This is a genomic window from Mesorhizobium sp. WSM4313 (assembly GCF_002294725.1).
GTDB lineage: Bacteria > Pseudomonadota > Alphaproteobacteria > Rhizobiales > Rhizobiaceae > Mesorhizobium.
On record NZ_NSFT01000010.1, the window covers coordinates 189939 to 214471 of the forward strand.

At 63.4% G+C, this 24533-nt stretch carries 27 protein-coding genes; 22 read left to right on the plus strand and 5 right to left on the minus strand.

Going from position 1 to position 24533, the window contains the following annotated elements:
* Positions 1-54: 54 nt before the first annotated feature.
* Positions 55-378, plus strand: coding sequence for a hypothetical protein (locus CK219_RS22130; protein ID WP_095768861.1), 324 nt, complete (start codon positions 55-57; stop codon positions 376-378).
* Between the two features lie 242 nt (positions 379-620).
* Here CK219_RS22130 and CK219_RS22135 read toward each other — a convergent pair whose 3' ends face one another.
* Together CK219_RS22135 and CK219_RS22140 are read right to left on the minus strand one after the other, a co-directional pair.
* A complete protein-coding gene (locus tag CK219_RS22135; RefSeq protein ID WP_095768905.1) occupies positions 621-827 on the minus strand; it encodes a hypothetical protein in 207 nt (68 codons plus the stop codon).
* Positions 828-1049: 222 nt separating this feature from the next.
* A complete protein-coding gene (locus tag CK219_RS22140; protein ID WP_095768862.1) occupies positions 1050-1322 on the minus strand; it encodes a hypothetical protein in 273 nt (90 codons plus the stop codon).
* A gap of 189 nt (positions 1323-1511) precedes the next feature.
* Between CK219_RS22140 and CK219_RS22145 the strand changes: the two genes are divergently transcribed.
* The 9 genes from CK219_RS22145 (at position 1512) to CK219_RS22185 (ending at position 10711) form a co-directional block, all read left to right on the plus strand.
* Positions 1512-2618 (plus strand): SDR family NAD(P)-dependent oxidoreductase, encoded by a 1107-nt coding sequence (locus CK219_RS22145; protein ID WP_095768863.1) that lies wholly within the window; start codon positions 1512-1514, stop codon positions 2616-2618.
* Positions 2615-3688 carry an NAD-dependent epimerase/dehydratase family protein gene (locus CK219_RS22150; RefSeq protein ID WP_095768864.1) on the plus strand — a complete coding sequence of 358 codons (1074 nt, stop codon included), beginning with the start codon at positions 2615-2617 and terminating at the stop codon, positions 3686-3688. The genes CK219_RS22145 and CK219_RS22150 overlap by 4 nt, the downstream gene beginning before the upstream one ends.
* Positions 3685-4977 carry a TIGR04295 family B12-binding domain-containing radical SAM protein gene (locus CK219_RS22155; RefSeq protein ID WP_095768865.1) on the plus strand — a complete coding sequence of 431 codons (1293 nt, stop codon included), beginning with the start codon at positions 3685-3687 and terminating at the stop codon, positions 4975-4977. Before CK219_RS22150 ends, CK219_RS22155 begins: the two co-directional genes overlap by 4 nt.
* Positions 4962-6062, plus strand: coding sequence for a glycosyltransferase family 4 protein (locus CK219_RS22160; RefSeq protein ID WP_095768866.1), 1101 nt, complete (start codon positions 4962-4964; stop codon positions 6060-6062). The genes CK219_RS22155 and CK219_RS22160 overlap by 16 nt, the downstream gene beginning before the upstream one ends.
* Before the next feature lie 2 nt (positions 6063-6064).
* Entirely contained in the window at positions 6065-7192 is a 1128-nt protein-coding gene (locus CK219_RS22165) for a glycosyltransferase (protein WP_095768867.1), read from the plus strand.
* Positions 7189-8283 carry a glycosyltransferase gene (locus tag CK219_RS22170; protein WP_095768868.1) on the plus strand — a complete coding sequence of 365 codons (1095 nt, stop codon included), beginning with the start codon at positions 7189-7191 and terminating at the stop codon, positions 8281-8283. Before CK219_RS22165 ends, CK219_RS22170 begins: the two co-directional genes overlap by 4 nt.
* The gene (locus CK219_RS22175; protein WP_095768869.1) at positions 8280-9389 is read left to right on the plus strand and encodes a glycosyltransferase; all 1110 of its coding nucleotides are present in this window, start codon (positions 8280-8282) and stop codon (positions 9387-9389) included. The genes CK219_RS22170 and CK219_RS22175 overlap by 4 nt, the downstream gene beginning before the upstream one ends.
* Positions 9390-9412: 23 nt before the next feature.
* Positions 9413-10447, plus strand: coding sequence for a UDP-glucuronic acid decarboxylase family protein (locus CK219_RS22180; RefSeq protein WP_095768870.1), 1035 nt, complete (start codon positions 9413-9415; stop codon positions 10445-10447).
* Positions 10448-10525: 78 nt separating this feature from the next.
* On the plus strand, positions 10526-10711 hold the full coding sequence (locus tag CK219_RS22185; protein ID WP_095768871.1) for a hypothetical protein: 186 nt from the start codon (positions 10526-10528) through the stop codon (positions 10709-10711).
* Here CK219_RS22185 and CK219_RS22190 read toward each other — a convergent pair whose 3' ends face one another.
* Positions 10712-12460, minus strand: coding sequence for a hypothetical protein (locus CK219_RS22190; RefSeq protein ID WP_095768872.1), 1749 nt, complete (start codon positions 12458-12460; stop codon positions 10712-10714).
* Positions 12461-12613: 153 nt separating this feature from the next.
* On the opposite strand from CK219_RS22190, the gene CK219_RS22195 reads away from it, so the two are divergent.
* The 12 genes from CK219_RS22195 (at position 12614) to CK219_RS31790 (ending at position 21792) form a co-directional block, all read left to right on the plus strand.
* Positions 12614-13717, plus strand: coding sequence for an inositol-3-phosphate synthase (locus CK219_RS22195; RefSeq protein WP_095768873.1), 1104 nt, complete (start codon positions 12614-12616; stop codon positions 13715-13717).
* Positions 13714-14310 carry a histidine phosphatase family protein gene (locus tag CK219_RS22200; RefSeq protein ID WP_095768874.1) on the plus strand — a complete coding sequence of 199 codons (597 nt, stop codon included), beginning with the start codon at positions 13714-13716 and terminating at the stop codon, positions 14308-14310. The genes CK219_RS22195 and CK219_RS22200 overlap by 4 nt, the downstream gene beginning before the upstream one ends.
* A gap of 14 nt (positions 14311-14324) precedes the next feature.
* The gene (locus tag CK219_RS22205; RefSeq protein WP_095768875.1) at positions 14325-15422 is read left to right on the plus strand and encodes a glycosyltransferase; all 1098 of its coding nucleotides are present in this window, start codon (positions 14325-14327) and stop codon (positions 15420-15422) included.
* Positions 15422-16225 (plus strand): nucleotidyltransferase family protein, encoded by an 804-nt coding sequence (locus tag CK219_RS22210; protein ID WP_095768876.1) that lies wholly within the window; start codon positions 15422-15424, stop codon positions 16223-16225. The genes CK219_RS22205 and CK219_RS22210 overlap by 1 nt, the downstream gene beginning before the upstream one ends.
* A gap of 2 nt (positions 16226-16227) precedes the next feature.
* A complete protein-coding gene (locus tag CK219_RS22215) occupies positions 16228-16989 on the plus strand; it encodes a TIGR04290 family methyltransferase (RefSeq protein WP_095768877.1) in 762 nt (253 codons plus the stop codon).
* On the plus strand, positions 16982-17917 hold the full coding sequence (locus CK219_RS22220) for a beta-xylosidase (RefSeq protein ID WP_095768878.1): 936 nt from the start codon (positions 16982-16984) through the stop codon (positions 17915-17917). The genes CK219_RS22215 and CK219_RS22220 overlap by 8 nt, the downstream gene beginning before the upstream one ends.
* A gap of 18 nt (positions 17918-17935) precedes the next feature.
* The gene (locus CK219_RS22225) at positions 17936-18997 is read left to right on the plus strand and encodes a glycosyltransferase family 4 protein (RefSeq protein WP_095768879.1); all 1062 of its coding nucleotides are present in this window, start codon (positions 17936-17938) and stop codon (positions 18995-18997) included.
* Positions 18997-19989 (plus strand): GNAT family N-acetyltransferase, encoded by a 993-nt coding sequence (locus CK219_RS22230; protein ID WP_095768880.1) that lies wholly within the window; start codon positions 18997-18999, stop codon positions 19987-19989. The genes CK219_RS22225 and CK219_RS22230 overlap by 1 nt, the downstream gene beginning before the upstream one ends.
* A complete protein-coding gene (locus tag CK219_RS22235) occupies positions 19986-20900 on the plus strand; it encodes a class I SAM-dependent methyltransferase (RefSeq protein WP_245340580.1) in 915 nt (304 codons plus the stop codon). Before CK219_RS22230 ends, CK219_RS22235 begins: the two co-directional genes overlap by 4 nt.
* A gap of 58 nt (positions 20901-20958) precedes the next feature.
* Positions 20959-21177 carry a hypothetical protein gene (locus CK219_RS22240; RefSeq protein ID WP_095768881.1) on the plus strand — a complete coding sequence of 73 codons (219 nt, stop codon included), beginning with the start codon at positions 20959-20961 and terminating at the stop codon, positions 21175-21177.
* A 192-nt stretch (positions 21178-21369) separates the two neighbouring features.
* The gene (locus CK219_RS22245) at positions 21370-21507 is read left to right on the plus strand and encodes a hypothetical protein (protein WP_245340581.1); all 138 of its coding nucleotides are present in this window, start codon (positions 21370-21372) and stop codon (positions 21505-21507) included.
* A 123-nt stretch (positions 21508-21630) separates the two neighbouring features.
* A complete protein-coding gene (locus CK219_RS31790) occupies positions 21631-21792 on the plus strand; it encodes a hypothetical protein (protein WP_176477115.1) in 162 nt (53 codons plus the stop codon).
* Between the two features lie 13 nt (positions 21793-21805).
* Here CK219_RS31790 and CK219_RS22250 read toward each other — a convergent pair whose 3' ends face one another.
* Together CK219_RS22250 and CK219_RS22255 are read right to left on the minus strand one after the other, a co-directional pair.
* The gene (locus tag CK219_RS22250; RefSeq protein WP_245340582.1) at positions 21806-22387 is read right to left on the minus strand and encodes a sigma-70 family RNA polymerase sigma factor; all 582 of its coding nucleotides are present in this window, start codon (positions 22385-22387) and stop codon (positions 21806-21808) included.
* Positions 22388-22531: 144 nt separating this feature from the next.
* On the minus strand, positions 22532-24445 hold the full coding sequence (locus CK219_RS22255) for an APC family permease (RefSeq protein WP_095768883.1): 1914 nt from the start codon (positions 24443-24445) through the stop codon (positions 22532-22534).
* Positions 24446-24533 lie beyond the last annotated feature (88 nt).

The following is a 24533-nucleotide window of genomic DNA, read 5'->3' on the forward strand; positions in this document are numbered from 1 at the left end:
GCGCGGTTGGAACAGCGGGGCCGGAAGCAGGTTTGAAAACAAAGGAGGCGCCGAATGTCACCCAACCAACGCACGCCCGCCGAAGCCCGCGGCGAAATCCAGGCCGGCAGGACGCAGGACAAGACCCCTGGGTTCGACCCTGCGGCGGCGCCGCAGGAGACGGATGCCGAGGCCGGCGATGTCCCGACTTCCGCGAAACCGGCCGAGCCTCACAAACCGAGCTTCACCAACCAGGCAAGCTTTGCCAACGCGATGCGGCCGCCAGAGAACGCACCCGGCCTGCAGCCGCGCAGGAACGGCCCGGTGCTGGTGATCGTGGCGCTGGTCGTCCTGGCCGCGGTTGTGTTTCTGCTCGCCGCGATCTTCCGCCAGGTATGAAAGGAACATCATTCCCCGTTCGAGGTTTGATAGCGCAAGGAGGTATTGCGATGCCGCGCTTGAGAAGTTTGTTTCGTCATCTATGGCGCTGGAAGGCACAGCCGACCACGGACCCGTCTCCGGTGGACGCTATCGTGCGGCTGCTCCGCGACGCCGAGAAGCAAGGCAGATCCCGGCGTTCGGGATAATGGCTGAAAGCGTCCCTCGGCTAGCGTCTCCGGCGGATCGAGCAATCGCCGCAGTCAGTCCTCGTCATAGATATGCTCGTGGATGATGCCGAGGATCTGCAGCTTCACCGTTTCGCGGGCCTCCGGCCGCACGAAGGGCATCAGAAGGTTGACCGTCTCCTCCACCCGCCGCGGCAGGTCGGCGCTCGGATCGCTCAGATAACTGCCATGGGCGTACAGGTTTTCGGTCAGCTTCTTGTTCAGGTCGGAAAAGAGTCCCATGATCATTGCTCCTTGCTGATCCAACAGCCGGAGCGCCCACGCGGTTCCCACTGCCGACGCCATTCGGGAACCCCGCGCCGGGGATGGCTACGATCTTGGAGCGACGCCCAGGCCGACGGACAGCCGCTCGATTGAGCTCAGCGGAAATGCGGCAGCCTGACCCCGCCTGCCGCGCGCCATTATCGGGCCTCCTCCCTCCAACGGCGCCAGGTTTTCGGCCTCTCAACCTTTCTGGTTGCGCTCGACGAATTTGTTGAAGCGGCTCGTTCCACCGCTGCCGGCTTTATCCTGATGCAGGAAGGCGAGATCGTTCTCGTCGAAGATGCGGAAGAATTCGTCCCATTCGATTGGCTCGAGCGTGTCTTCGGGCTCGCCGAAATCGATGCGCAGAATGCCGCCCTTGCCTTTCGTGCGAACGACAGCCGGCTGGCCATTCCGTTCTTCTACCCACTTGCGGATTTCGTCGTGGTTGGTGGTCGTCTTGGCCTCGGACATGGACTTTCCTTTCTGCAGCGGGGACCGATGAGCGGTCCTAACGGCAGCCAACAGGCAATGTTCCAGATGATGGAACTGCTCCCTGTCGAAGCTGCGGCACCTCCTGCGACGGGAACTTTGTTGAAGCAGGGAACAAACCTTTTGTCGCGCAGTTCGGGGCGCCGAAGCCAAGTCCACAAGGGAGTCATCGTGAAACGTGTATTGGTTACGGGAGGTTGCGGCTTCATCGGCCGCCACGTCGCCCAGGAACTCACCGACCATGGTTATCAGGTGCGCCTGCTCGATGCGCTTGTCGATCAGGTGCACGGCGCCGAAGCCATCAACCTCCCTGCGGGGGCCGAACTGATCAAGGGCGACGTGCGCGACCGCGACGCTGTCGCCGAAGCGGTTTCCGACGCCGATGCCGTGATCCATCTGGCGGCCGAGGTTGGCGTCGGCCAGTCCATGTACGAGATCGCCCGCTATGTCGGCGCGAACGATCTCGGCACCGCGGTGCTGCTGGAGACATTGATCAAGCATCCGGTCGAGCGGATCATCGTGGCGTCTTCCATGAGCATCTATGGCGAAGGCCTCTATCAGACTCCGGACGGCGAGCGGATCGACAATGCGCGCCGAAAGCCTGCCGATATAAAGGAGGGCCGCTGGGATTTGGTATCGGCGACCGGCCAAGCACTGTCGCCTCTTCCGACGGACGAGGAGAAGCGGCCCGATCTCGCCTCGATCTACGCGCTGACCAAATATGCGCAGGAACGCGCGGTGCTGATCTTCGGCCAGGCCTACGGCGTCGATGCCGTTGCACTGCGCCTGTTCAACGTGTTCGGCGCCGGACAGGCGCTTTCCAATCCCTATACCGGGGTCCTCGCCAATTTCGCTTCGCGCCTCGCCAATGGCAAACAGCCGACGATCTTCGAGGACGGCGAGCAGAAGCGCGATTTCGTCCATGTGCGCGATGTCGCCACCGCGTTCCGCCTGGCGCTGGAGCAACGCCAGGCAGCCGGCCACGCCATTAACATCGGCAGCGGCCGAGCCTATTCGATCAGCGAGGTGGCCCGGCTGCTTGCCAAGGCCATGGGCGTTCCGAAGCGCCCCGCCGAAATTCTCGGCAAGGCGCGCTCCGGCGATATACGCAACTGCTTCGCCGACATTTCCAAGGCGCGCGAATTGCTCGGCTTTGAGCCGAAGCATCGACTGGAAGATTCGCTTGGCGAATTCGCGGCATGGGTTCGCAACAGCGTCGTTATCGACCGCGGCGCGGACATGCGGCGCGAGCTGGAAGAGCGGGGATTGGTCTCATGACCCAGGGCCACCGGCATCCGCGCAAGGCACCGATAGCCGTCATTGGCGGCAGCGGCTTCATCGGCTCCAACCTGGCCGACAGCCTGCTATCCGACGGCGAGGCCGTGCTGGTCGTCGACAATCTCAGCCGCCCGGGCGTCGAGCAGAATCTCGACTGGCTGGCGCAAAAGCACGGCGACCGGCTGAGCGCCAAAATCGTCGACATACGCGATGCCGGCGCACTGGCAGCGGCGCTGGCGCCGGCAAAGGCGATCTTTCACCTCGCCGCCCAGACCGCCGTGACGACCAGCCTGACCGATCCCGCGCAGGATTTCGACATCAACCTCAAAGGCACGTTCAACGTGCTGGAGACCGCTCGCAGCACCGGCGCCCCGGTAGTCTTCGCCAGCACCAACAAGGTCTATGGCAGCCTACCCCAGATCGCGGTGCGGCAAGCCGATGATCACTACGAACCGCTCGACGAGAAGGTGCGTGCGAGCGGGGTCGATGAGAAGGTAGGCCTTGATTTCTGCACGCCCTATGGCTGCTCGAAGGGCGCGGCCGATCAGTATGTGCTCGACTATTCCAAATCCTACGGACTGCCGACAGCAGTGCTGCGCATGAGCTGCATCTACGGGCCGCGCCAGTTCGGCACAGAGGACCAGGGCTGGGTCGCGCATTTTCTTCTCAGCGTCTTGTCCGGCCGGCCGATTACCGTTTACGGCGACGGCAGGCAGGTGCGCGACATCCTGCATGTGTCCGATGCCGTAGCTGCCTATCGCGGCGTGTTGACCAGGATTGAGGCCCTCAAGGGCCAGGCGTTCAACCTGGGCGGCGGCCCGAGCAATGCGGTCAGCCTGCGCGTGCTGCTGGCGGAGATCGCCGATATGACGGGCAGCGACGTCGCGCTTCGCCACGACCGCGAGCGCGTTGGCGACCAACCCTTCTTCGTCGCCGACACGCGCAAGCTGCAAGCAGCGATCGGCTGGCAGGCGCGTGTCCCATGGCGCGAAGGCGTCAGCGATCTCGCCAGCTGGCTGCTTCGGCATCGGCTCCAACCGCACCCCGAAGCCACGAGGTACGTCGCATGAAGGTAGCGCTGGTCAATCCTCATTGGACATACGAGCACAGCATCTATTTCGGCTGCCGCCAGCCGCATCTGCCGCTGGAGCTCGGCTACTCGAAGGCGATGCTGGAAGCCGAAGGGCACGACGTGCTGATGCTGGACGGCTTGCTGCAAGGACTGGACAACGCCGCCCTTGCGAAAAGCGTTGCGGCTTTCGCACCGGACATGACCGTCGTGACAACCGCGCCGACCTATCTGTTCTGGCGCTGCGCGCCGCCCGAGCTGCGCGTGCCGGCAGAATTCCTCAATCATCTCGCCGGGCGCGGCGGACGCACGGTGGCGGTCGGACCGCATGGCTCGGCGACGCCGGCGCCGACCCTGCGCAAGCTCGGCGTCGATGTCGTCGTGCGCGGTGAATGCGAGGAGGTCGTGACGGAGCTTGCACAGCATAGCGACTGGAGCAAGGTTGCGCATACGGCCCGGCTCCAGGACGACTTTCCAGTGTGCAATGGCGGGGTCCATGCCAGCCCGTTCGTCGATCATCCTGCGCTCGCTTGGCCATCCGACTGGATCGCCGCGCATGGCCACCACCACCACAGGTTCGATGCCCACCAGAAGGGCGCCGGCGCCGAGGTGGAAGCGTCGCGCGGCTGCCCCTATAATTGCAGCTTCTGCGCCAAGATCGATTTCCGCGATGCGTATCGGCGCAGGAAGCACGATGCCGTCATGGCCGAGATCGACGGTTTGATCGCTCAAGGGGTCGGCTACATCTATTTCATCGATGAAATCTTCCTGCCGCAGAAGGCGTTGCTGGAAGCGCTGGTCGACCGCGATATCCAGTTCGGTGTCCAGACCCGCATCGACCTGTGGAAGCCGGACCTGCTCAAGCTGCTCGGCGAGGCCGGCTGCGTCTCGATCGAAGCCGGCCTTGAAAGCCTGACCGTAGAGGGCCGTGCGATGCTCGCCAAGCGATGCCGGCTCGACACGGAGGATCTGGCCGCGCTTTTGGTCGATGCCCGTCGCCACGTGCCTTTCGTTCAGGCCAATCTGATCGGCGTGGTCGAGGACGACCCGGCGCTGGTGGACCATTGGCGCAAGCACCTCATCGATCACGGCGTTTGGGCGAACGAGCCCGTGCCGCTCTATCCCTATCCGAGCTCGCCCAGCTACCGCGAACTCTGGGGCGAGCCCGACGATATTGCCTGGGAGCGAGCGCATGAGCACTACCTCGCCTCCTTCCGATCCTTCAGCGACATCCAGGACCAGCGTCCGCATGCGCTGGCTGAGTTGGAGTCCTCATGCTGCAATCACTGACCCATCGTCCGCGGCGCATTCTGATGACGACCGACGCCGTCGGCGGAGTCTGGCGCTATTCGCTCGATCTGGCGCGAGAGCTGGCGGCCAGCGGCGACAGCATTGTGCTTGCCGGGCTGGGACCCGAGCCTTCCCCCGAACAGGCCCGGGAGGCGCGGTCCTTCGCCACGCTGGTTTGGCTGAAATGCCCGCCGGATTGGATGACGCGCGACACGAAAGATCTCGACCGGTTGCCCAGCGAATTGCAGGAGCTTGCGTCGGACTATGCAATCAATCTCATACACCTCAATGCGCCGGCGCAGGCAGCCGGTCTCGAACTGACTTGTCCGATCGTCGCGGTATCGCATTCCTGCGTGGTCACATGGCTGCATGCAGTGCGGGCGCAAGCGCCCGAGGGCGATTGGGCTTGGCAACGAGAGCGCAACCGGGCCGGATTCGACCGCGCCGAAGCCATTGTCGCACCGAGCCGAAGCCATGCCGCCATGCTCGGAGCCTGCTACGGCCCGATCGCGGGCTTGAGCGTCGTCCACAATGGCGCGCTCCCCGGGCCGGCAGGCGCGCATCGCGAGTCCTTCGTTCTCGCTGCCGCCCGCTGGTGGGATGAGGGTAAAAACGGGTTGGCGCTCGATGCCGCGGCTGCCTTGTGCGGCCCTCCCGTTTTCGCCGCAGGCGAAACGGAAGGCCCGGACGGACAGCGCCTGTTCTTCGACAATTGCATCTCGCTCGGCTCGATCAGCCATTCAGAGGTTCGGCAATTGATGGCGCGGGCCAGCATGTTTGTCTCGCCGTCCATCTACGAGCCTTTCGGGCTGGCCGCTCTGGAGGCAGCCTCTGCGGGCACTCCCCTGGTGCTGGCGGACATCGCGACCTACCGCGAGATCTGGGACGGAGCAGCGACGTTCTTCGACGCGCGCGATCCCCACGCGCTTGCCGGCTGCATCGCCAGGCTCTCGCATGACGAAAGCTTGCGGCGCCATTTCGGTCAGCGCGCCGCCCGAAGGGCGCGCAAATTCTCGCTCAGCGCCCAGACGACGCGGATGCGAGAGGTCTACGATCGGGCGGCGACGGCCATGGCAGGGCTTTGACCATGCGCTTCCTGTTTTACACCCACTCCGCCGTTTCCGACTGGAATCACGGCAACGCGCATTTCCAGCGCGGCATCATGCGCGAGCTCGTCGCGCGCGGACATGAGGCGGTCGCGCTGGAACCCGCCGACGGCTGGAGCCGATCGAATCTGCTCGCCGAGCAAGGCCCTTTCGCTGTCGAGCGTTTCCGCAAGGATTTCCCGGAGCTGATGGCGCTGACCTATGGCCCTGGCTTCGCCCATGAAGCCTGGCTCGCCGGCGCGGATGTCGTGATCGTTCACGAATGGACGGACAAGGATCTTGTCGCGCGCATCGGACAGGCGCGAGCCTATGGCAATTTCACGCTCCTGTTCCACGACACCCATCACCGGGCCGTATCGGCGACGCAGGCGATAGCGGCACTTCAGCTCGAGCATTATGACGGAGTGCTGGTCTTCGGCGAGGTGCTGCGCGAGAGCTATCTTCGCGCCGGCTGGGGCAAGCGGGTCTTCACCTGGCATGAGGCGGCGGACGACCGGCTGTTCAAGCCGTGCCCGGATGTCGAGCCCGTCTCCGACCTCGTCTGGATCGGCAATTGGGGCGACGACGAACGCAGCGCCGAGATCGCCGAGTTCCTGATCGAGCCGGCGAGCGCTCTCGCGCTGTCGGGAACCGTGCACGGCGTGCGCTATCCGACTGACGCCCGAGCCGCGCTTGCCGAGGCAGGGCTGCGCTATGATGGCTGGATTGCCAATGCCGACGTGCCGAAGAGCTTCGCCAGGCATCGCGTCACCATGCACATCCCCCGCCGACCTTATCGGGAGAGCCTGCCCGGCATTCCGACCATACGCATGTTCGAGGCGATGGCCTGCGGCATTCCGCTGGTCTCGGCGCCATGGTCGGATGTCGAAGGACTGTTCCGTGCCGGCACGGATTTCCTGTTCGCCCGGAACGGCGCCGAGATGCGGGATCACCTTCGCGACGTGCTGAACGACAGCCAGCGTGCGGAGGCGCTGGCTGCGTCCGGCCGGGAAACCATCCTTGCGCGCCACACATGCCGGCACCGCGTCGACGAGTTGTTCGACATCCTCGCCGCATGCGGCAATCGCGAGGTCGCTGAAATTAAACCTGCAAGGGAGGCCGTTGCATGAAGATCGCCTTTTACGGATCGAGCCTTCTGTCGTCCTACTGGAACGGCGCGGCCACCTATTATCGGGGCTTGCTCAAGGCGTTGTCGAAGCGCGGCTATGACATCGTCTTCTATGAACCCGATGTCTACGATCGCCAGAAGCATCGCGATATCGAGGCGCCGGACTGGTGCAGCGTCGTCGTCTATGAGCCGACAGCGCATGCGCTGATGCAGGTCGCCTCGCGCGCCGCGCAGGCAGACGTCGTGGTCAAGGCAAGCGGCGTCGGCTTCGAGGACGAGGCGCTGCTGCATGCGGTTCTCGACAACGCTCGCCCGGATGCGCTGACCGTGTTCTGGGACGTCGATGCGCCGGCGACCCTAAGCGAGCTGCGCAATCATGCCGAACACCCGCTGCATGAGGCGTTGAAGAGGATCGGCCTTGTGCTGACCTATGGCGGCGGCGATCCTGTGGTTTGGGACTATCGCGCGCTCGGCGCCGCGGAATGCGTGCCGATCTACAACGCGCTCGATCCTGAGACACATCATCCGGTCGCCGCGAATCCGCGCTTTGCCTGCGACCTGGCTTTCCTCGGCAATCGGCTGCCCGACCGCGAGGCGCGCGTCGACGCCTTCTTCCTCGATCCGGCCCGTGTGCTTGGCAGCCAACGCTTCCTGCTCGGCGGATCCGGCTGGGGCGACAAGCCCTTGCCGGCGAACGTTTCGTGGCTCGGCCATGTCGGTACGCGCGATCACAACGCTTTCAACGTGACGCCGAAGGCGGTGCTCAACATCAGCCGCGACAGCATGGCGGCCAACGGGTTTTCGCCCGCCACACGTGTCTTCGAAGCGGCGGGCGCGGGCGCATGCCTAATCACCGACGCTTGGCTCGGCGTCGAGTTGTTCCTAACCCCAGGCAAAGAGATCCTGGTCGCGCGGGACGGTGCCGACGTCGCCGAGATCCTGCGCACGCTGACCCCGAAACAGGCGAAGGCGATCGGCGCCGCAGCGCTGCGGCGCGTTCTGGCCGAGCATACCTACACGCTAAGAGCCCGGCTGGTGGACGACATCTTCAAGGCGCATTTCGAGCGCCGGGCAATGGAGGCCGCGGAATGACGAAACCGCTCGACATCGTTTTCCTCGGACTTTCGTTATCCTCATCCTGGGGCAACGGCCACGCGACGACTTTCCGGGGACTGCTGCGCGCGCTCAACGAGCTCGGCGATCGCGTCACCTTCCTCGAACGCGACGTGCCCTGGTATGCGCATCACCGGGACCTGCGCGATCCCGATTTCTGCGACTTGCGCTACTACCAGACAGTCTCCGAGCTGCCCCGCAATCACCGGCAGGAGCTGCAGCGGGCCGACGCGGTGGTGATAGGCTCCTTCGTGCCGGAAGGCAGGGCCATCATCGACGACCTCGCTTCGCTGTGCACTGGACAGTTCTGCTTTTACGACATCGACACGCCGGTGACGCTGGCGCGGGTTGCCGAGGACGATTGCGATTACCTTGCCCGCAGGCAGATCCCCTATTTCGACGTCTACTTCTCCTTCACCGGCGGACCGACGTTGCAGCGCCTCAGATCGGAGTTCGGCGCCCGCCGAACGGAGCCGCTCTACTGCTCGGTCGATCCAAAGCGACACCATCGCACCAGAGACGCGATCGAATGGGATCTCGGCTATCTTGGAACATACAGCGCCGACCGGCAGCTCGCCCTCGAAACGCTGCTGCTGGAGCCGGCGCGGCGCCTGCCGGAGCGCCGCTTCGTCGTCGCCGGCTCGCAATATCCGTCCGATATCGCCTGGCCGGACAATGTCGAGCGGATCGAGCACCTGCCGCCCGCCGAACATGCCGCCTTCTACAGCCGCCAGCGTTACACGCTGAACCTTACGCGCGCGTCGATGATCGCGGCCGGATGGTCGCCCAGCGTGCGGCTCTTCGAGGCCGCTGCCTGCGGCACACCGATCATCAGCGACCGCTGGCCCGGTCTCGATAGCTTCTTCCCGGAATCGACGATCGAGACCGCAGCCAGTGCCGGCGACGTGCAGGAAATCCTCACAGCCAAATCGGAGCGGGCCAGACTCGATATGGCCCGTTCGGCACGCGAGGCGGTGCTTGCAAGCCACACCGGCGGCGCTCGGGCGCGTGAATTCGTTCAGGCTTTGACCCAGTCTGTCCATGCGCGCGCGGCGATCGATCTGAACGTGGAAAGTGCAGCATGAATAGCAGACAGGAGACTTTGCAGATGCGGCGATCAAGAAGGGTTCAGCAGACACAGACGGCGCTTGTCGCCGGCGGTGCCGGTTTCCTCGGTTCGCATTTATGCGAGGCCTTGCTTCACGAAGGGTATCGCGTCATATGCGTCGACAACTTTCTTACCGGCCGAATGGAGAATGTCAGCTCGCTGATCGGCCAAGCCCGGTTCCGGCTGATCGAGCAGGACGTTTGCGTCCCGCTGGAACTCGGCGAGACTGTCGACCGCGTTTTCAACCTGGCCTGCGCGGCATCGCCGCCCCGCTACCAGGCCGATCCGGTCCACACCACGCGCACCTGTGTGATCGGAACGCTCAATCTGCTCGAGCTCGCCGCAAGCAACGGCGCCCGCTTCGTGCAGGCGTCGACCAGCGAAGTCTACGGCGATCCGGAACAGCACCCACAGCGCGAGGACTATGTCGGCCACGTCAACTGCACAGGGCCGCGCGCCTGTTATGATGAAGGCAAGCGCACCGCGGAGACGCTCTGCTTCGATTATCTGCGGGCCGAGATGGCCGATATTCGCATCGCCCGCATCTTCAACACCTATGGTCCCAGAATGGACCCGGCCGACGGCCGCATCGTGTCCAACCTGATCATGCAAGCGATCGAGAAACGACCGCTGACGATATTCGGCGACGGCCGGCAAACCCGGTCATTCTGCTATGTCAGCGACATGATCGAAGGATTGCGACGCCTTATGGATGTCGATCCCAATCCGCGACAGCCGGTCAATCTGGGCAATCCCGGCGAGTTTTCGATCCTCGAACTGGCAAGGCTGGTTCGGGAACTGACCGGCACCAAATCGCCCGTGAAATTCCTGCCCTTGCCGCAGGACGACCCGCGCCGCCGGCGGCCCGACATAGGCCGCGCAAGGGCGCTTCTCGGCTGGTCGCCCAAGGTGCCTCTCAGGCAAGGCCTGCTGCAAACCATCGCCTTTTTCTCGAGCCTCGACGACCTCGCGATGGAGCCCATCGCTCCGGTCAACAGGACTGAGGCCGGAAAAGTTCGGAACCTTCAGCTCTGAGGCGGTGGCTTCTTTCGCCGTAGCGGAACAACCGACCGGGATTGCGGTTGGACATGACAACCGTCATGGAGAAGAACTGTGCAGCCGAAGCGACCAATCAAGGACATCGACCAGATGGCGGCCGCCGAAACCGCCGCGTTCCTGCGGCGAGCCTCCATCACCTATCTCGAATGTTGCGTCAGCCTCATGATGACACATCTGCAGCGCGAGGAAGTGGCCACAATTCTGGAGCAGGAAGCGGACATGCTGCGCAGGCTGGACTGATCAGCTCCTCGCGCGCTCGATAAAACGCGAAAGCCCGGTTTCGTAGCGGTCGGCGGCGCGCGTGGCCCTTACCCGCTCATCGCCGTGTGTCGACTGTCCGGCCATCGTCCATAGCCCAAGCTGGAAGGCGAGATAACAGGGCTCCATGTAGTCCACCAAAGAACGATCGACGGCACGCGACATTTCTGCCTCGATGCCTTGGATGAGCCGCGAAAGCTCGGCGTCGGAAAGCTGATATTCCACTGTCGCGCCTGCAATGTCCCAGGCTATGTCCTGACAGCCGACAATGTCATGCGAGCGGCAATGGTCGACGGCGTCCGTCTTGAGCAGGGTTCCGTCCGGCCGAACCAGAAATTCCCACGCGTGCAGGCGTCCGTCGATCTCGATCCTCCGCAGGAAGGGATGTGAGGAGTGGCGGGCGAACCAACCCTTTAATGTTTCGGTCGGCCCTTCCCCCAAGGCTTCCCTGCAGTTTTGCACGGCCATGTCCGCAAGCACATCCAGCGACGCGCCGGCCTCTTCGGTCTGCAACGCGGCAGCGCGCCAGCCGAGATAGCGTCCAAGCCATTCGACCAGCAGGTCCCTGTCCAGCTCTGTCCGATCCAGCCTGTCCACCTCTGTCCAACGCTCGATCAGGAAGCCGTAGCAGAGTCCGGCGGGCTGCGTTCCAAAACCGACCCTGTGCACCGACCTCGCCGTGTGCAGCTTGTGCTGCCCGGTCCCGCCGAGACCGGCGAACTTGACCAACCAACGCTCCGTGCCCGCCAGTGCCATGAATTTTCGCCGCTCAAAGCCGGCAAACACCGGAGGCCAATGCTCCGGTGGCGTGGAAATATGCTTGCGCCATTCGCCGCCGGAAATCTCGCTCAGTTCGACATCGGGCTTGCCGAGCAGGTTCGCCACCCAGTGGCGAAGGTTCGGCGCGACGCATCCATCGAAGGCCGCTTCGAAATCCGCGACATGGCGTGAGCAGTGGCTCCAAATAGCCTGCATTTCTGCCGAAGCTTGCACGCCCGGCCCGCCGCGGTGGCTCGGGAACAGATGAATGCGCTCCTGATCGATGCCCTGCCGGCGCAGCCAGGCAACGACAGCATGAAAGGAACTGCCGGAGAGCCCCGGACCTTCATCAATGATGGCAAATTTGGCATGAGGTCTGTCGCGCCAGCCGCCAAGGAGCTCGGGCGCGGCGCATATGTGGCGGCTAAACGGGTGCCCGATCGGCCGCACACTGACGGGCGGCGGCGCATGCAGCGCGGCGGCGACCATCGCCGCGAGGCCTAGACCGATGCCGCGGATCCCGATGACGCAGGTGTTTGCGTCGAGGCCCGACTGCAGCGCCGCAAGCAGATAGGTTTCCGGATATAGCGCATAAAGCGCGTAGCCCTCGGCCGGGCCCGTGATTATTTCGCTGCTACAATCGATGGTGGCAAGCTTCGCAAGCAGTAACGGGTCGAGCGCTCCGGTCCGGACAAATCCTTGTTGCCAGGATCGCAGCACTTCCTCCGACAACTCGACGAGAATTTCCGACCCCAGCTTCTGTGTCGACGAATTGCAGTCGGCACCCCTGGTGTCGAATTCCGCATCGGCAAGGCCTTGCACAAGTTCGGAGGCGCTGACGAAAAGATCGACCACGGCGGCGTGACGTTCGATACCGGCGGGCAGATCGCCGATTGCTGCCGCTGCGGCCAAGGCAGCTTCCCTGAGCTGTTGTGCGCTGCGCGTTCGCTTGTGGTCGCCGAAGACGATCATGCGGCTCCTATCCCGCTGTCTGGCCGCCAACGCGAAGCGGCGCCTCTTTGATCCGAGATCCGGCTCAGCAATTTTTCGCGGCGCGAAGGAACATTCGAGGTCGCTCCCGGTTCGGCGCGAGGAACTTACCTTCAGCAAAGAGGCAGCGGTTTCGTGACATCGAAGAAAGTTCGCATCGGCATCGTTGGCGTGGGCAATTGCGCGTCATCTCTTGTGCAAGGTCTCTCCTACTATCGCCACGCCAACGGCAACGAGCCTATCCCCGGGCTGATGCATGCCGACCTCGGCGGCTATCATGTCGACGACATTGAGGTCGTCTGCGCCTTCGATGTCGCGAAAAACAAGGTTGGGCGCGATGTGGCGGAAGCGATCTACACCGCGCCCAACAACACCTTCCGTTTTGCTGATGTCGCGCCGACCGGCGTCCGTGTGGAGCGCGGCCCAACACTCGACGGCATCGGCAAATATCTCCGAGACGAGATCGAAGAGTCGAATGAACCGGTCGCAGACGTAACCGCCCGGCTCCGGCGAAGCGGGGTCGAGGTGCTGATATCCTATCTTCCGGTCGGCTCCGAACAGGCGACGCGCTTCTATGCGGAATGCGCGCTTGAGGCCGGCTGCGCCTTCGTCAATTGCATTCCTGTCTTCATCGCCTCGCGGCCGGAATGGCGCCAGCGCTTCGAGGAGCGTGGTCTTCCCCTCGTCGGCGACGATATCAAGAGCCAGGTCGGCGCAACAATCGTGCACCGGCTGCTCGCCAATCTCTTCCGGGAGCGCGGTGTGCGCATCGATCGCACTTATCAGCTCAACTTCGGCGGCAACACCGACTTCCTCAACATGCTTGAGCGCGAGCGGTTGGAATCGAAAAAGATTTCCAAGACGCAATCCGTCACCAGCCAGATCGATGTCCCGCTCGAGGCCGGCAACATCCATGTCGGCCCCAGTGACCATGTCCCGTGGCTGACTGACCGCAAATGGGCCTATATACGGGTCGAAGGCACCACCTTCGGCGGCGTGCCGCTCAATGCCGAGCTCAAGCTGGAGGTCTGGGATTCGCCCAATTCCGCGGGCGTGGTTATAGACGCCGTCCGCTGCGCAAAGCTGGCCCTCGACCGTGGCATTGCCGGCGCGCTCACAGGCCCCAGCAGCTACTTCATGAAGTCGCCGCCCCAGCAGTTCACCGACGCCGAGGCGCGCCTGCGCACATTGGCCTTCATCGCCGGCGGGGACGAGCCGTTGCTCGATGCCGCCGAATGACCACGACTTTCTTTCTCATCCGCCACGCGGCTCATGATCATGTCGGGTGCTACTTGGCCGGGCGGCTCGAAGGCGTTCGCCTCGGCGAGGCCGGACAGGCGCAGGCGCTGCATCTCGCGCGCCGCATGGCGCGCGAGCCGCTCGCCGCCATCTTGAGCAGTCCGCGCGAACGCACGCTGGAGACCGCGAAGCCGATCGCGATCGCCTGCGGGGTCGAGAAGATCGCGATTCGCAAAGAACTCGATGAGATCGACTTCGGCGAGTGGTCCGGCAAGACCTTCGAAGAACTGAACGGCGATGCAAGCTGGCGGCTTTGGAACGACCAGCGCCAGAGCGCCCGTACGCCGAGCGGCGAGACGATGCTGGATGTCCAACACAGGATCGTCGGCCTGATGGACGCGTTGCGCGAGAATGGGCAGGGTCAGTGCATCGCCCTTATCAGCCATGCCGACGTCATCAAGGCAGCCGTCTGCGCGATTCTCGGCCTGCAGCTCGGCGACTGCTTCCGCTTCGATATTGCGCCGGCCTCGGTCACCACAGTCGTTCATGGCGACTGGGGTTCCAAGCTCATTCGCCTCAACGAACTCCCCTGACGGAGCGGCTGGCGATGCGCATGGTCATATTCGGTCTCACCGTCACGTCCTCATGGGGCAACGGCCATGCCACGCTCTGGCGCGGGCTGATAGGCGCTCTGGCCCCATTTGGCTGGTCGATCAGCTTCTTCGAGCGCGACACGCCCTATTACGCCGGTGCCAGGGACCTCGACCGGCTCGACGCTTGCAACATCATTCTCTACCCGGACTGGGAGAGTATCCGCCATGAGGCTGAGGCCGCGATACGGCAGGCCGACGTGGTCATAGTCACCTCTTATTGTCCGGACGCCGTGAGGGCCTCGCGGCTCGCCAACGAGAGCTGTCGCGGGCTGAAGGTGTTCTACGATCTCGATACACCGGTAACGCTGGCGAGAATCGAGCAAGGTGACTATCCGGCCTATTTCGAGCCGGATGGCCTGCGCGATTTCGACCTGATCCTGAGCTATACCGGAGGACCGGCGATCGATGCGCTGAAGGGTATTCTCGGCGTGCGCCATGTCCTGCCGCTATACGGACATGTCGACCCCAACCGGCACCGGCCAGCCTCGCCACGGTCCGAGTTCGCCGGCGATCTCTCCTATCTCGGAACCTATGCCGAGGACCGGCAGGCCGCCGTGGAAAGACTGCTCGTAGCTCCAGCGGCCCAACTGCCGAACCGCCGCTTCATCATCGGCGGCGCACAATATCCAGCGGACTTTCCATGGAGCGGCAATATCTTCTTCGTCAGGCACCTGCCGCCGGCGGATCATCCCGCCTTCTTTTCCTCCTCGCGCCTGACGCTGAACGTCACTCGCGAGGCGATGGCTCGCAAGGGCTGGTGCCCGTCAGGCCGGCTGTTCGAGGCAGCTGCCTGCGGTGCCGCGATCATCTCCGACGATTGGGCCGGCCTCGACAGCTTCTTCACGCCCGGCAGCGAGATTCTGTTGGCACACACTACCGGCGATGTCGTCGCCGCGCTTGGCCTGTCGGACAACGAAATCGAGGCGCTTGGCCGCCGCGCCCGTGAACGCGTCCTCGACGAGCACACGTCCGCGCACCGCGCCGCCGAACTCGATCGCATCTTGAACGCCGCCGCGTCCATGGCAGGTGGAGCAATGGAGGAAGCCGTCTGATGTTGGGGATCGTGCCTGCCGCAGGCCGCGGCAGCCGCATTCAGCCGCTGGGTTTTTCCAAGGAGCTGTTGCCGGTCGGCAGCCGGCTGGACGGGCAGACCGAGCGCCCCTGCGCGGTGAGCGAATATCTGGTGCGGCGGATGGTCCGAAACGGCGTCGACCGCATCTGCTTCATCATAGGTTCCGGCAAGTCGGACATTCTCGAATATTATGCCGCGGGTTATGACACCGCCGCAGCAATCTTCGTCGCGCAGCCCTCCCCGATCGGACTGTGCGATGCGATCTTCCGTGCCGAGCCGCTGGTCACGCCGGAAGAAACGGTCCTGATCGGCCTGCCGGACACGATCTGGTTCCCCGAGGACGGCTTCTGCCGGCTGGCCGACGACCGGCTGTCCTTTCTGATGTTTCCGGTGGATCGCCCGGAACTGTTCGACGCCGTCGTCCTGGATCAGAGCGGACGTGTCGAGCAAATCCAGGTCAAGCAAGCTGATGCCGCAACAAACTGGGTCTGGGGCGCCTTCAAGATGCCTGGCCGTATCTTCCACCAGCTCGCGGCACTGTGGCGCCAGCGCGACGGCTTCGACGAGTATTTCGGCACGCTGATCAACGCCTATCTCGCAGCCGGAGGCGAGGCTTACGGCGTCAAGGCCGGAACGGCCTATGTCGACGTCGGCACTTTCGATGGATATCGCACGGCGCTCAGGCTGCTCGAAAGCAACGATGTCGTTGAAGATGAGACCCCGCCGATGTTCGCATCGCAAGATCTCTCAACGGTGCCAACCCTTCCAGGCGAAGGAGCTTAGCCATGCTGCATTCCAGCACGGAAATACGCCGCCGCATCGACGCACTGGGACCGTGGTTCCACAATATGGAGCTTGCGGGCGTGGAAACCGCGCCGGATCATTTCCTCGGCAATTATCCGCTGATCAAATGGCGCAAATTCGCGGATGCCATTCCGACTGACCTTTCGGGCATGTCCGTGCTCGATATCGGCTGCAACGCCGGCTTCTATTCGATCGAGATGAAGAAGCGCGGCGCCGATCGCGTGCTCGGCATCGATTTCGACCAGGCCTACCTCGCCCAGGCGCGCTTCGCCGCCGAGATCGCCGGCTGCGATATCGAATTCCGGGAAATGTCCGTCTACGACGTCGGGGCGCTTGGCGAGCGCTTCGACATCGTGCTGTTCATGGGTGTGCTCTACCACCTGCGCCATCCGCTGCTGGCGCTCGACCTGATCCGCGCGCATGTCGCAGGCGACCTGATGATCTTCCAGTCGATGCAGAGGGGCAGCGGGGACGTCCTGCCGCTCGAACAGAACTACCATTTCTGGACACGCGACCTCTTCGATCAACCTGAATTTCCGAAACTGCACTTCATCGAGCATCGCTATGCGGACGACCCGACCAACTGGTGGATTCCAAACCGCGCCTGCACCGAAGCGATGCTGCGCAGCGCCGGCTTCGAAATCGTGCTCCACCCCGAGGACGAGGTCTATTTCTGCCGTGCGGCCGGCAATCCGGCCGACGGCGCCGCCGTCTATCCCGCGAAAGGAGAGGCCGATGATTGAAGCCGCGATGATCTGGAACGAGCCCAACAACAAATCGCATTGGGATCCCGAGCTCGATCCGGACTGGAGCCGTTTTGCCTCGATGGCAATCCTGGCCGCCGATGCGATCGACCGGGAAAACCCGGCCGTCACAAAGGTGCTGGGCGGTATTTCGCCGATCGATGCCGGCTTCATGAAACGCATGAAGGATTTCGGCGTGCTCGACCATGTCGACGCCGTCGCGGTTCATGGCTTCCCGCTCGACTGGAATCTCTGGCAAATCGACGAATGGCCGCAGAAGCTCGGCGAGATCGCCGCCATCACCGATCTGCCGATCTGGGTCAGCGAAGTCGGCGTATCGACCTTCGGCGCCGAGGAGATCCAGCTCTGGGGTCTGCGCCGCACGGCCGAGCTGCTGCTTGGCATCGCGCCGCGGGTGCAGTGGTACAGCCTCTATGACCTGCCGCGTTCATGGGAGGCGACGACGCGCCATCGCGAGGCGGAAGGCTCGTCCTATTACAGGCACTTCTACATGGGCCTGCTGCGCGAGGACGGCACGCCCAAGCCGGCGCTCGAGGAGTTCGTGCGCCACACCCCGCAAATGGGCCTGGTACAGTGGTTCCATTTCGAGGACCATCGGCTGGATGATGCCGTTGCCTGGATGCACCGACTGGGCGTGACGCATCTGCGCACTGGCCTGTCTTGGGCGGACAGCTTCCGGCCGAATGCGCTGGACTGGTTCGATCGCCAGATGGAAGCGCTCGCCGACTTCAACATCACGGTGACCTTCTGCTTCACGCCCGAGCATCGCGGTCTCCAGCCCCACCACACAAGTCCGCCGCACGTGCCCGAGGAATTCGCCGAATTCTGCGCGGCGATGATCCGCCGCTACGCTCCTGCGATCAGCGACGACATGACACGAACGCGGCGCGTGTCGGCGGCATGGTGAATTCCGGCTCGATCGGCGATGACACTGACTGTCCTCAACGTCGCCTACCCCCTCGCGCCTGTCGGGCCGGATGCGGTCGGCGGCGCCGAGCAGGTGCTGTCGGCGCTGGACCGGGCGCTGGTTGAGAAAGGCCACCGGTCGGTTGTCGTCGCCTGCCATGGGTCAAAGACGGCCGGCGTCCTGGTCGAAACACCGGCCGAAGCAGGCGTGCTCGACAAGGCGGCTAAGGACCGGGCCCAGCAGGCGCATCGCGACGCGATCGCGGCCGCCCGGGCGCGCTGGCCTATCGACGTCGTTCACCTCCACGGTATCGACTTCGACGCCTATCTGCCCACCGACGGCCCAACCCTGGTGACGTTGCACCTGCCGCTGGGCTGGTATCCCTCCGAAGTGCTTGCGCCGTCGCGCGAGGACCTGTGGCTACACGCGGTCTCGGAGGCGCAGCACAGGACGGCGCCCGCAGGGTCGAGGCTTGCGAAGCCTATTCCGAACGGCGTCGATATCGATGCACTGAACAAGCCCCGGTTACGGCGCGATTTCGCTTTGGTGCTCAGCCGCATCTGCCCCGAAAAGGGCATCCATCTCGCAATCGAGGCAGCCAAGTGCGCCGGCACTCCCCTGGCGATCGCCGGCCAGATCTATCCCTATGAGACCCATTTGCGCTATTTCGCCGACGAAGTCCGTCCTCGCCTCGATCGGCAGCGGCGTTTTCTCGGGCCGCTGGGGTTTCGCGCCAAACGGCGGCTGCTCAACGCCGCCCGCTGCCTGGTCGTCCCCAGCCTTGCCGCCGAAACAAGCTCGCTTGTCGCAATGGAGGCGCTTGCCTGCGGCACGCCGGTCATCGCTTTCCCGAATGGCGCCCTTCCCGACGTCGTCCAGCATGGCAGAACCGGATTTCTGGTCAATGACGTCGAGGAGATGGCTAAGGCCATCGTCCATTCTGGAGCGCTGGACCATGAGACCTGCCGGGCCGAGGCGCGCCGCCGCTTCTCGCTTGAGCGCATGGTCACATCCTACATGGATGCTTACGAAGCGCTGGCCAAGCTTGGCACCCGCCGCACCTTGCTGGGAATCGCCTGATGGGCGGTCTGCGCACCGAGATCATTCGCGATCCAGGGGCGTTCGAGGACCTCGAGCCGTGCTGGTGGCAACTCTGGGGGCGGAGCATCTCGGCCACGCCGTTCCAGTCTCCTGCCTGGCTCATCCCCTGGTGGCGTACGTTCGCGCCGGGCGATCTCACGGCGATTGCCGTGTGGAGCGGAGACGAACTCGCCGGACTGGCGCCGCTCTATATCGAAAGGCATGGTTGCGGTCAGCGCCTGCTCCCCATCGGGATTTCGCTGAGCGACTATCTCGACATCTTGTGCGCGCCGGAACTGGAGGCCGAGACTGAGGCCGCCATAGCCGAAGCGGCGCTGTCGCTGGAATGGTCGCAGTGGATTCTGCCCGATCTCTCGGCCGATGCCATATCGCTGAGCCTTGAGCTGCCGAATGCCGAAGAGCGCCGATCGATGGCGCACGCGGCCTGTCCTGTGCTGTTGCTCGACGGCGATCGGACTCTGGCCCGCTCGGTTCCGGCGAGACGGAGGCGTCAGTTGCGCCGCGCCGAGAGAGCTGCCCGGCGAAGAGGAGCCGTCATTGTCAGCCGCGGCGAATCCGATCCGCAGACATTTCTCGACAGGCTCATCCGACTGCATGGCGCGCGCTGGACCGGCCATGGCGGTGGCGTCCTGTCCGACACGGTTGTGGAATTTCATCGCCGGGCCCTGCCGCGGCTTGTCGATAACGGCATGGCGCGATGCTTGACGATCCAGATCGACGATGCCGTCGTCGGCGCCTATTACGGTTTTCATTACCGCGACCGGGCCTATGCCTATCTTGGCGGTTTCGATCCGGCCTATGCCGACGAAAGCCCCGGCGCGATTCTGATCGGGCATGCCATCACCGGAGCCGCCAGCGAGGGCGCGCTGGAGTTCGATTTCCTGCGCGGCAGGGAAGGTTACAAATATGGCTGGGGCGCAAAGGACCGCTGGACGGCGCAGAAGGTCTGGACCAGGAGCGCCTCGCCGTGAACATCGCGAGCCAACCCGGCGCGATTGCCAGACGCCTGCTCGAGGATTGCATGACGGACGGCCTTTCCGTCGACAACGCGCTGGCCAGATTGGCCGTTTACACCGACAAGACGACCAGCGCGGTGCAACTGGCGGATATCGCGCTGGACATGCGTCCAAGCCATGCTCTCCGGCGATGCTGGCTGGAGGAGGTCGCCACGATGCTTCGTGGCAAGGAGGACGCCTTCGACAAGGTCCGCAGAGCGGCTGCCTGCGTGTCGCATGACCGGCCGGATAGCGAACCGACCGCCATGACCGTCAAACGGCTGGCCGGCAGCTTCGATCGGGCGGCCGCCATATCTCCCGCGGCCAGCGTCCAGTTGTCCTCGCTTGGCGACGAGCACAGGCTGTCGACCACCACCGCCGAGATTGTCGCATGGCTGCAACAGCAGGGCTTCGTTGGTGCCCACAAGCACATACTCGACATCGGCTGCGGCATCGGGCGTCTCGAATATGCGCTCGGCACCCACGCAGGATATGTCGTCGGCATCGATATCTCGTCGCGAATGATCGAAATCGCGCGCCGGCGATGCGCCGGCCTTGCCAATGTGGAATTTCACCTGACCTCAGGCCTTGATCTCGGTGATTTCGCCGATGCAAGCTTTGACGGCGTGCTGGCCCTGGACAGTTTTCCTTACCTGGTGCTCGCCGGGGTTGCCGAGCGGCATTTCATCGAGATCGCGCGCGTGCTGCGGCGGGGAGGAATGGCAGCGATCCTCAACTATTCCTATCGGACATCACCGGGTATCGATTCCGGCGACATGAGCCGTCTTTCTCATGCATGCGGCATGGACCTCGTGGTCGACGGCGAAATGCCGTTCGGCAGTTGGGACGGCATGGTCTTTCTTGTCCGTCGTGACGGCGGAACATAACGCACCGGCGGCAGTTCGGTCACCGAACAGTTCCAGGCCAGCAGAACAGGAGAAGCAGATGGCATCCGGCGGTAAGAAACAGATGGGCCGCGGCAGCCAGGGCAAGGGTTCCGGAACCGGAGCCAAGACGACGCTTGCAAAGGACATGGTCGGCGAGAACGACGTACTGTCCAACCGGGACAAGAAGCAGCACACCGAGCAACGAGGTCTGGACGGCAACCGGATCAAATCCGATCAGTATCAGGATCACGCTGCGAACCGCCTTCCCAAGGATTGAGCTGATGTTTCCAGATCACCTCTTGCCGCGAAATCCGGGGACAACGGACCGGAAACCCTACAGCCTGCGGCAAGCGCCTTGCATAGGCCGGTCGGCTATGCCTCTGTGAGATTTGAAGGGGCCTCTGTTTGTTAAGAGAATGCCATGTCTCACAGGAGTCAGCGCGACCTTTGCGCCCAGGTAATCCAGAGCTTGGACCAGGAGATCGCATCGCTGCTGAACGCTATCGAGCGGGAGGAGGTCCCTGACCGGCTGACAAGGCTTGCGCTCGAACTGCAGAACGCTCTGATCGAAAAGCGCAAAGGCGACATGACGGGTGAGCGCAGTTGAAGATGTCACCAGCAAGGATGCGGCATTCCTCGGAGACGGGAAGGCATCGATATCGCCCGCTGTCGCGTGATCGGTGGAACCTTAACATAAACTAACCGTTGTAGCCGCTTGGGGATCATCCCGATGGCTGGCAGAACTCCGGAAGTGGACGAACTCGTTCGGCGGCTCGTCGCGCAGACGGGCATCACCGAAGCGCAAGCGCTCGAACTTGTTTCTCTGCTCGGCCTGAATTGGGCCTCGTTGATGAGAGAGGCCAAAGTCATGACAGCAGCCCAGCGCCGGTAGGATTTGGCCGGGCTTAGCGCCTTGCGCCCTCTGTATCCCAATGATTATCCGAAAGTTGACGGCGTGGCTCGATCAGCGCTTGCGGCGAGCTTTCTCCGAGGAATTCCAGAACGCCGGCACGGGCGCGGTTGAGGCGGCTTTTGACGGTGCCAACGGCGCACCCGCATATTTCCGCGGTTTCTTCGTAGCTTACGCCCAGTACGCCGATCAGCATCAAGACCTCACGCTGATGGGACGGCAGCTTCTGGATAGCTTGATGCACTTCCCTGCTTTGCACGGACCAATCCTGGGACGGTTCCGAAATCGGCCGGCTGGAGGCGCAGTCGAGCAGCCCGGGGGCCTCCCTGGCCGCCGCTTTGACACGCGTGTAGTGCGTGTTGCGCATGATGGTGAAGAGCCAGGACTTCAGGCGCGTGCCGGGCTCGAATTTGTCCAGGTTGGAGAGCCCCTTGGTCAACGTTTCCTGCACAAGATCGTCGGCATCGTCGGGCACGCGACAGAAGGTCCGCGCAAAAGCCCGCAAGGCAGGAATGAGGTTGACGATGGAGATCTCCTCGGTGCTGGGGTTCGGCAGATTATGCTCTCTGAATGACAATGTTCCGGCCCCAGCAAGTAGGAATTACGCAGTGCAGACTAGGGAGAATGTTTGAGAAATCGGAACGTTCCTGTTTTCCATCGCTCGGCCAAACTTTTGGTGAGGTGGCGTGATCGAAGGGAGCGGCAACATTCAACGGGTCCCCTAGATCTTCGGTTCCTCGATATACCAAGGCATGGAAATGATCACGATGTCCGATCCGCCGAACTCGAGCAGTTTGGCGTGCAATCGGCGAGCGCGCTGCGTATGCAGCATATATTGCCACCAATTGGGCGGCACGACCTCTGGGAGTAGCACGGCAATGGTGCGGCCGTCGAACTCGCCGCGCAGCGCCTTGATCTCCTTCAATAACGCCTCGTACATCAGCCGGTAGTCGGCGTTGAGGAGAAGCAGGCGTGGCGGGCGCAGGCCAGCCGCCCTCGCCGGCGCTTCCACATCCTGCGACCACCTCCCGCGAATTGCGCGCTCTTCGTCGCTCTCTTCACCCGACAGCCGCGCCACATGGACGGCGATGACATCTTCGGACAGGTGAAAGGCAAAGCTGAGCGCCTTGTCCGCCATCCTGTTCCATTGCTGGGTCACGACAAGAACGACAGGGGGCTCGGTGCTGCTCAAATCGACTTTCCCGGGCTCGCGCAGACTTGCCTCGAGCTGGTCGTAATAGCGCCTCACCAGCCGCAGCAGGAGGATCACAACCGGGATGACGATCACCGTGATCCAGGCGCCTTCCCTGAATTTGGCGACGACAATCACGATGAGCGCCAGCGCGGTGACTATGCCGCCGAACGCGTTGATCGCCAGATGCATCTGGTTGCCCGTCCGGCTCGTGTCCTTGCTTGTGCGAAGCGCCCTTACCCAGTGCATCACCATCCCGGTCTGCGACAGTGTGAACGTCAGAAAGGCGCCGATGGCGAAAAGCGGGATCAGACGGTCGGTGATGCCGCCGAACACGACCAGCAGCAGTCCCGTCGACGAGGCGAGGTAAAGGATGCCGATGGAGAAAACGAGCCGGCGGCCAACCATGGCGAAGGGCTTGGGAAGATACCCGTCTTCCGCCACCATGCGGCAAAGGCGCGGGAAATCGACGAAGCTTGTATTGGCCGAAAGCGCCAGAACGCAAAGCAGGCTACCGATGGCGACATAGTAGAAGACCCCGTCGCCAACGACGGCATGCGCAAGCTGCGACAGCACGCTCTGATAGCCGTCCTTCTCCTGATCCATCGCACCGATGCGGTAGCGTGCCGACAGGAAGGCGATGCCGCCGAGCAGCAGTCCAAGGGTCAGACAGATCGCCGCCAGCGTGCGCCGGCCGTGCCTGACGGGCGGATCCTTGAATGCGGTCATGCCGTTGCTGACCGCCTCTACGCCGGTCATCGCCGTGCAGCCGCTGGCAAAGGCGTGCATCAAGAGAAGCAGGCTTGCCGTTTCGGATGGCTGCTGCAGGGGCGGCGGTGGAATTGCCGGCACCGGCTGACCGCCGGAGGCAAGCGTCTTCGAGACGCCGATCGCCAGGATTGCCAGGAAGCTCGCAACGAACAGATAGGTCGGCAAGGCAAACAAACGGCCGGCATCGAGCGTGCCGCGCAGGTTGACGACGGTTACCAAGAGCAGGATCCCCAGGCAGATCCAAAGCGTGTAGGCATGCAGCGAAGGCAGCGCCGACACCAGCGCGCCGACGCCGGCAGAGATGCCTACGGCGACATTGAGCACGTAGTCGACCATCAGCGCGGCGGCGGCGAGCAGGCTGGCATTGCGGCCAAGATTTTCGCGCGAGACGATATAAGCGCCGCCATTGCCGGGGTAAGCGGCGATGGTCTGGCGGTAGGAAAGATAAAGGACCGCAAGCAAACCGACTATGGCGCCCATGATCGGACCGATATAGCCGAGACCCGCTGCGCCGAGCGGAATCAGGATCGTAAGCGCCGCTTCCGGCCCATAGGCCGACGAACCCAGCCCATCGAGGCCCATTGCCGGCACGCCCTCGAACACGCCGATCTTGCGTTGCGACTGTTCCTGATTTGCCAGGCGGCGGCCGAGAATCCAGCCCATTATCGACATGTCGTTGTCCCGAGAAACTTCTCCCGAATAGCGCGGGGAGAAGAATGTTCCTCGACTGCGCCTTCCGATTCTGAGGGCGGGCGGGAAT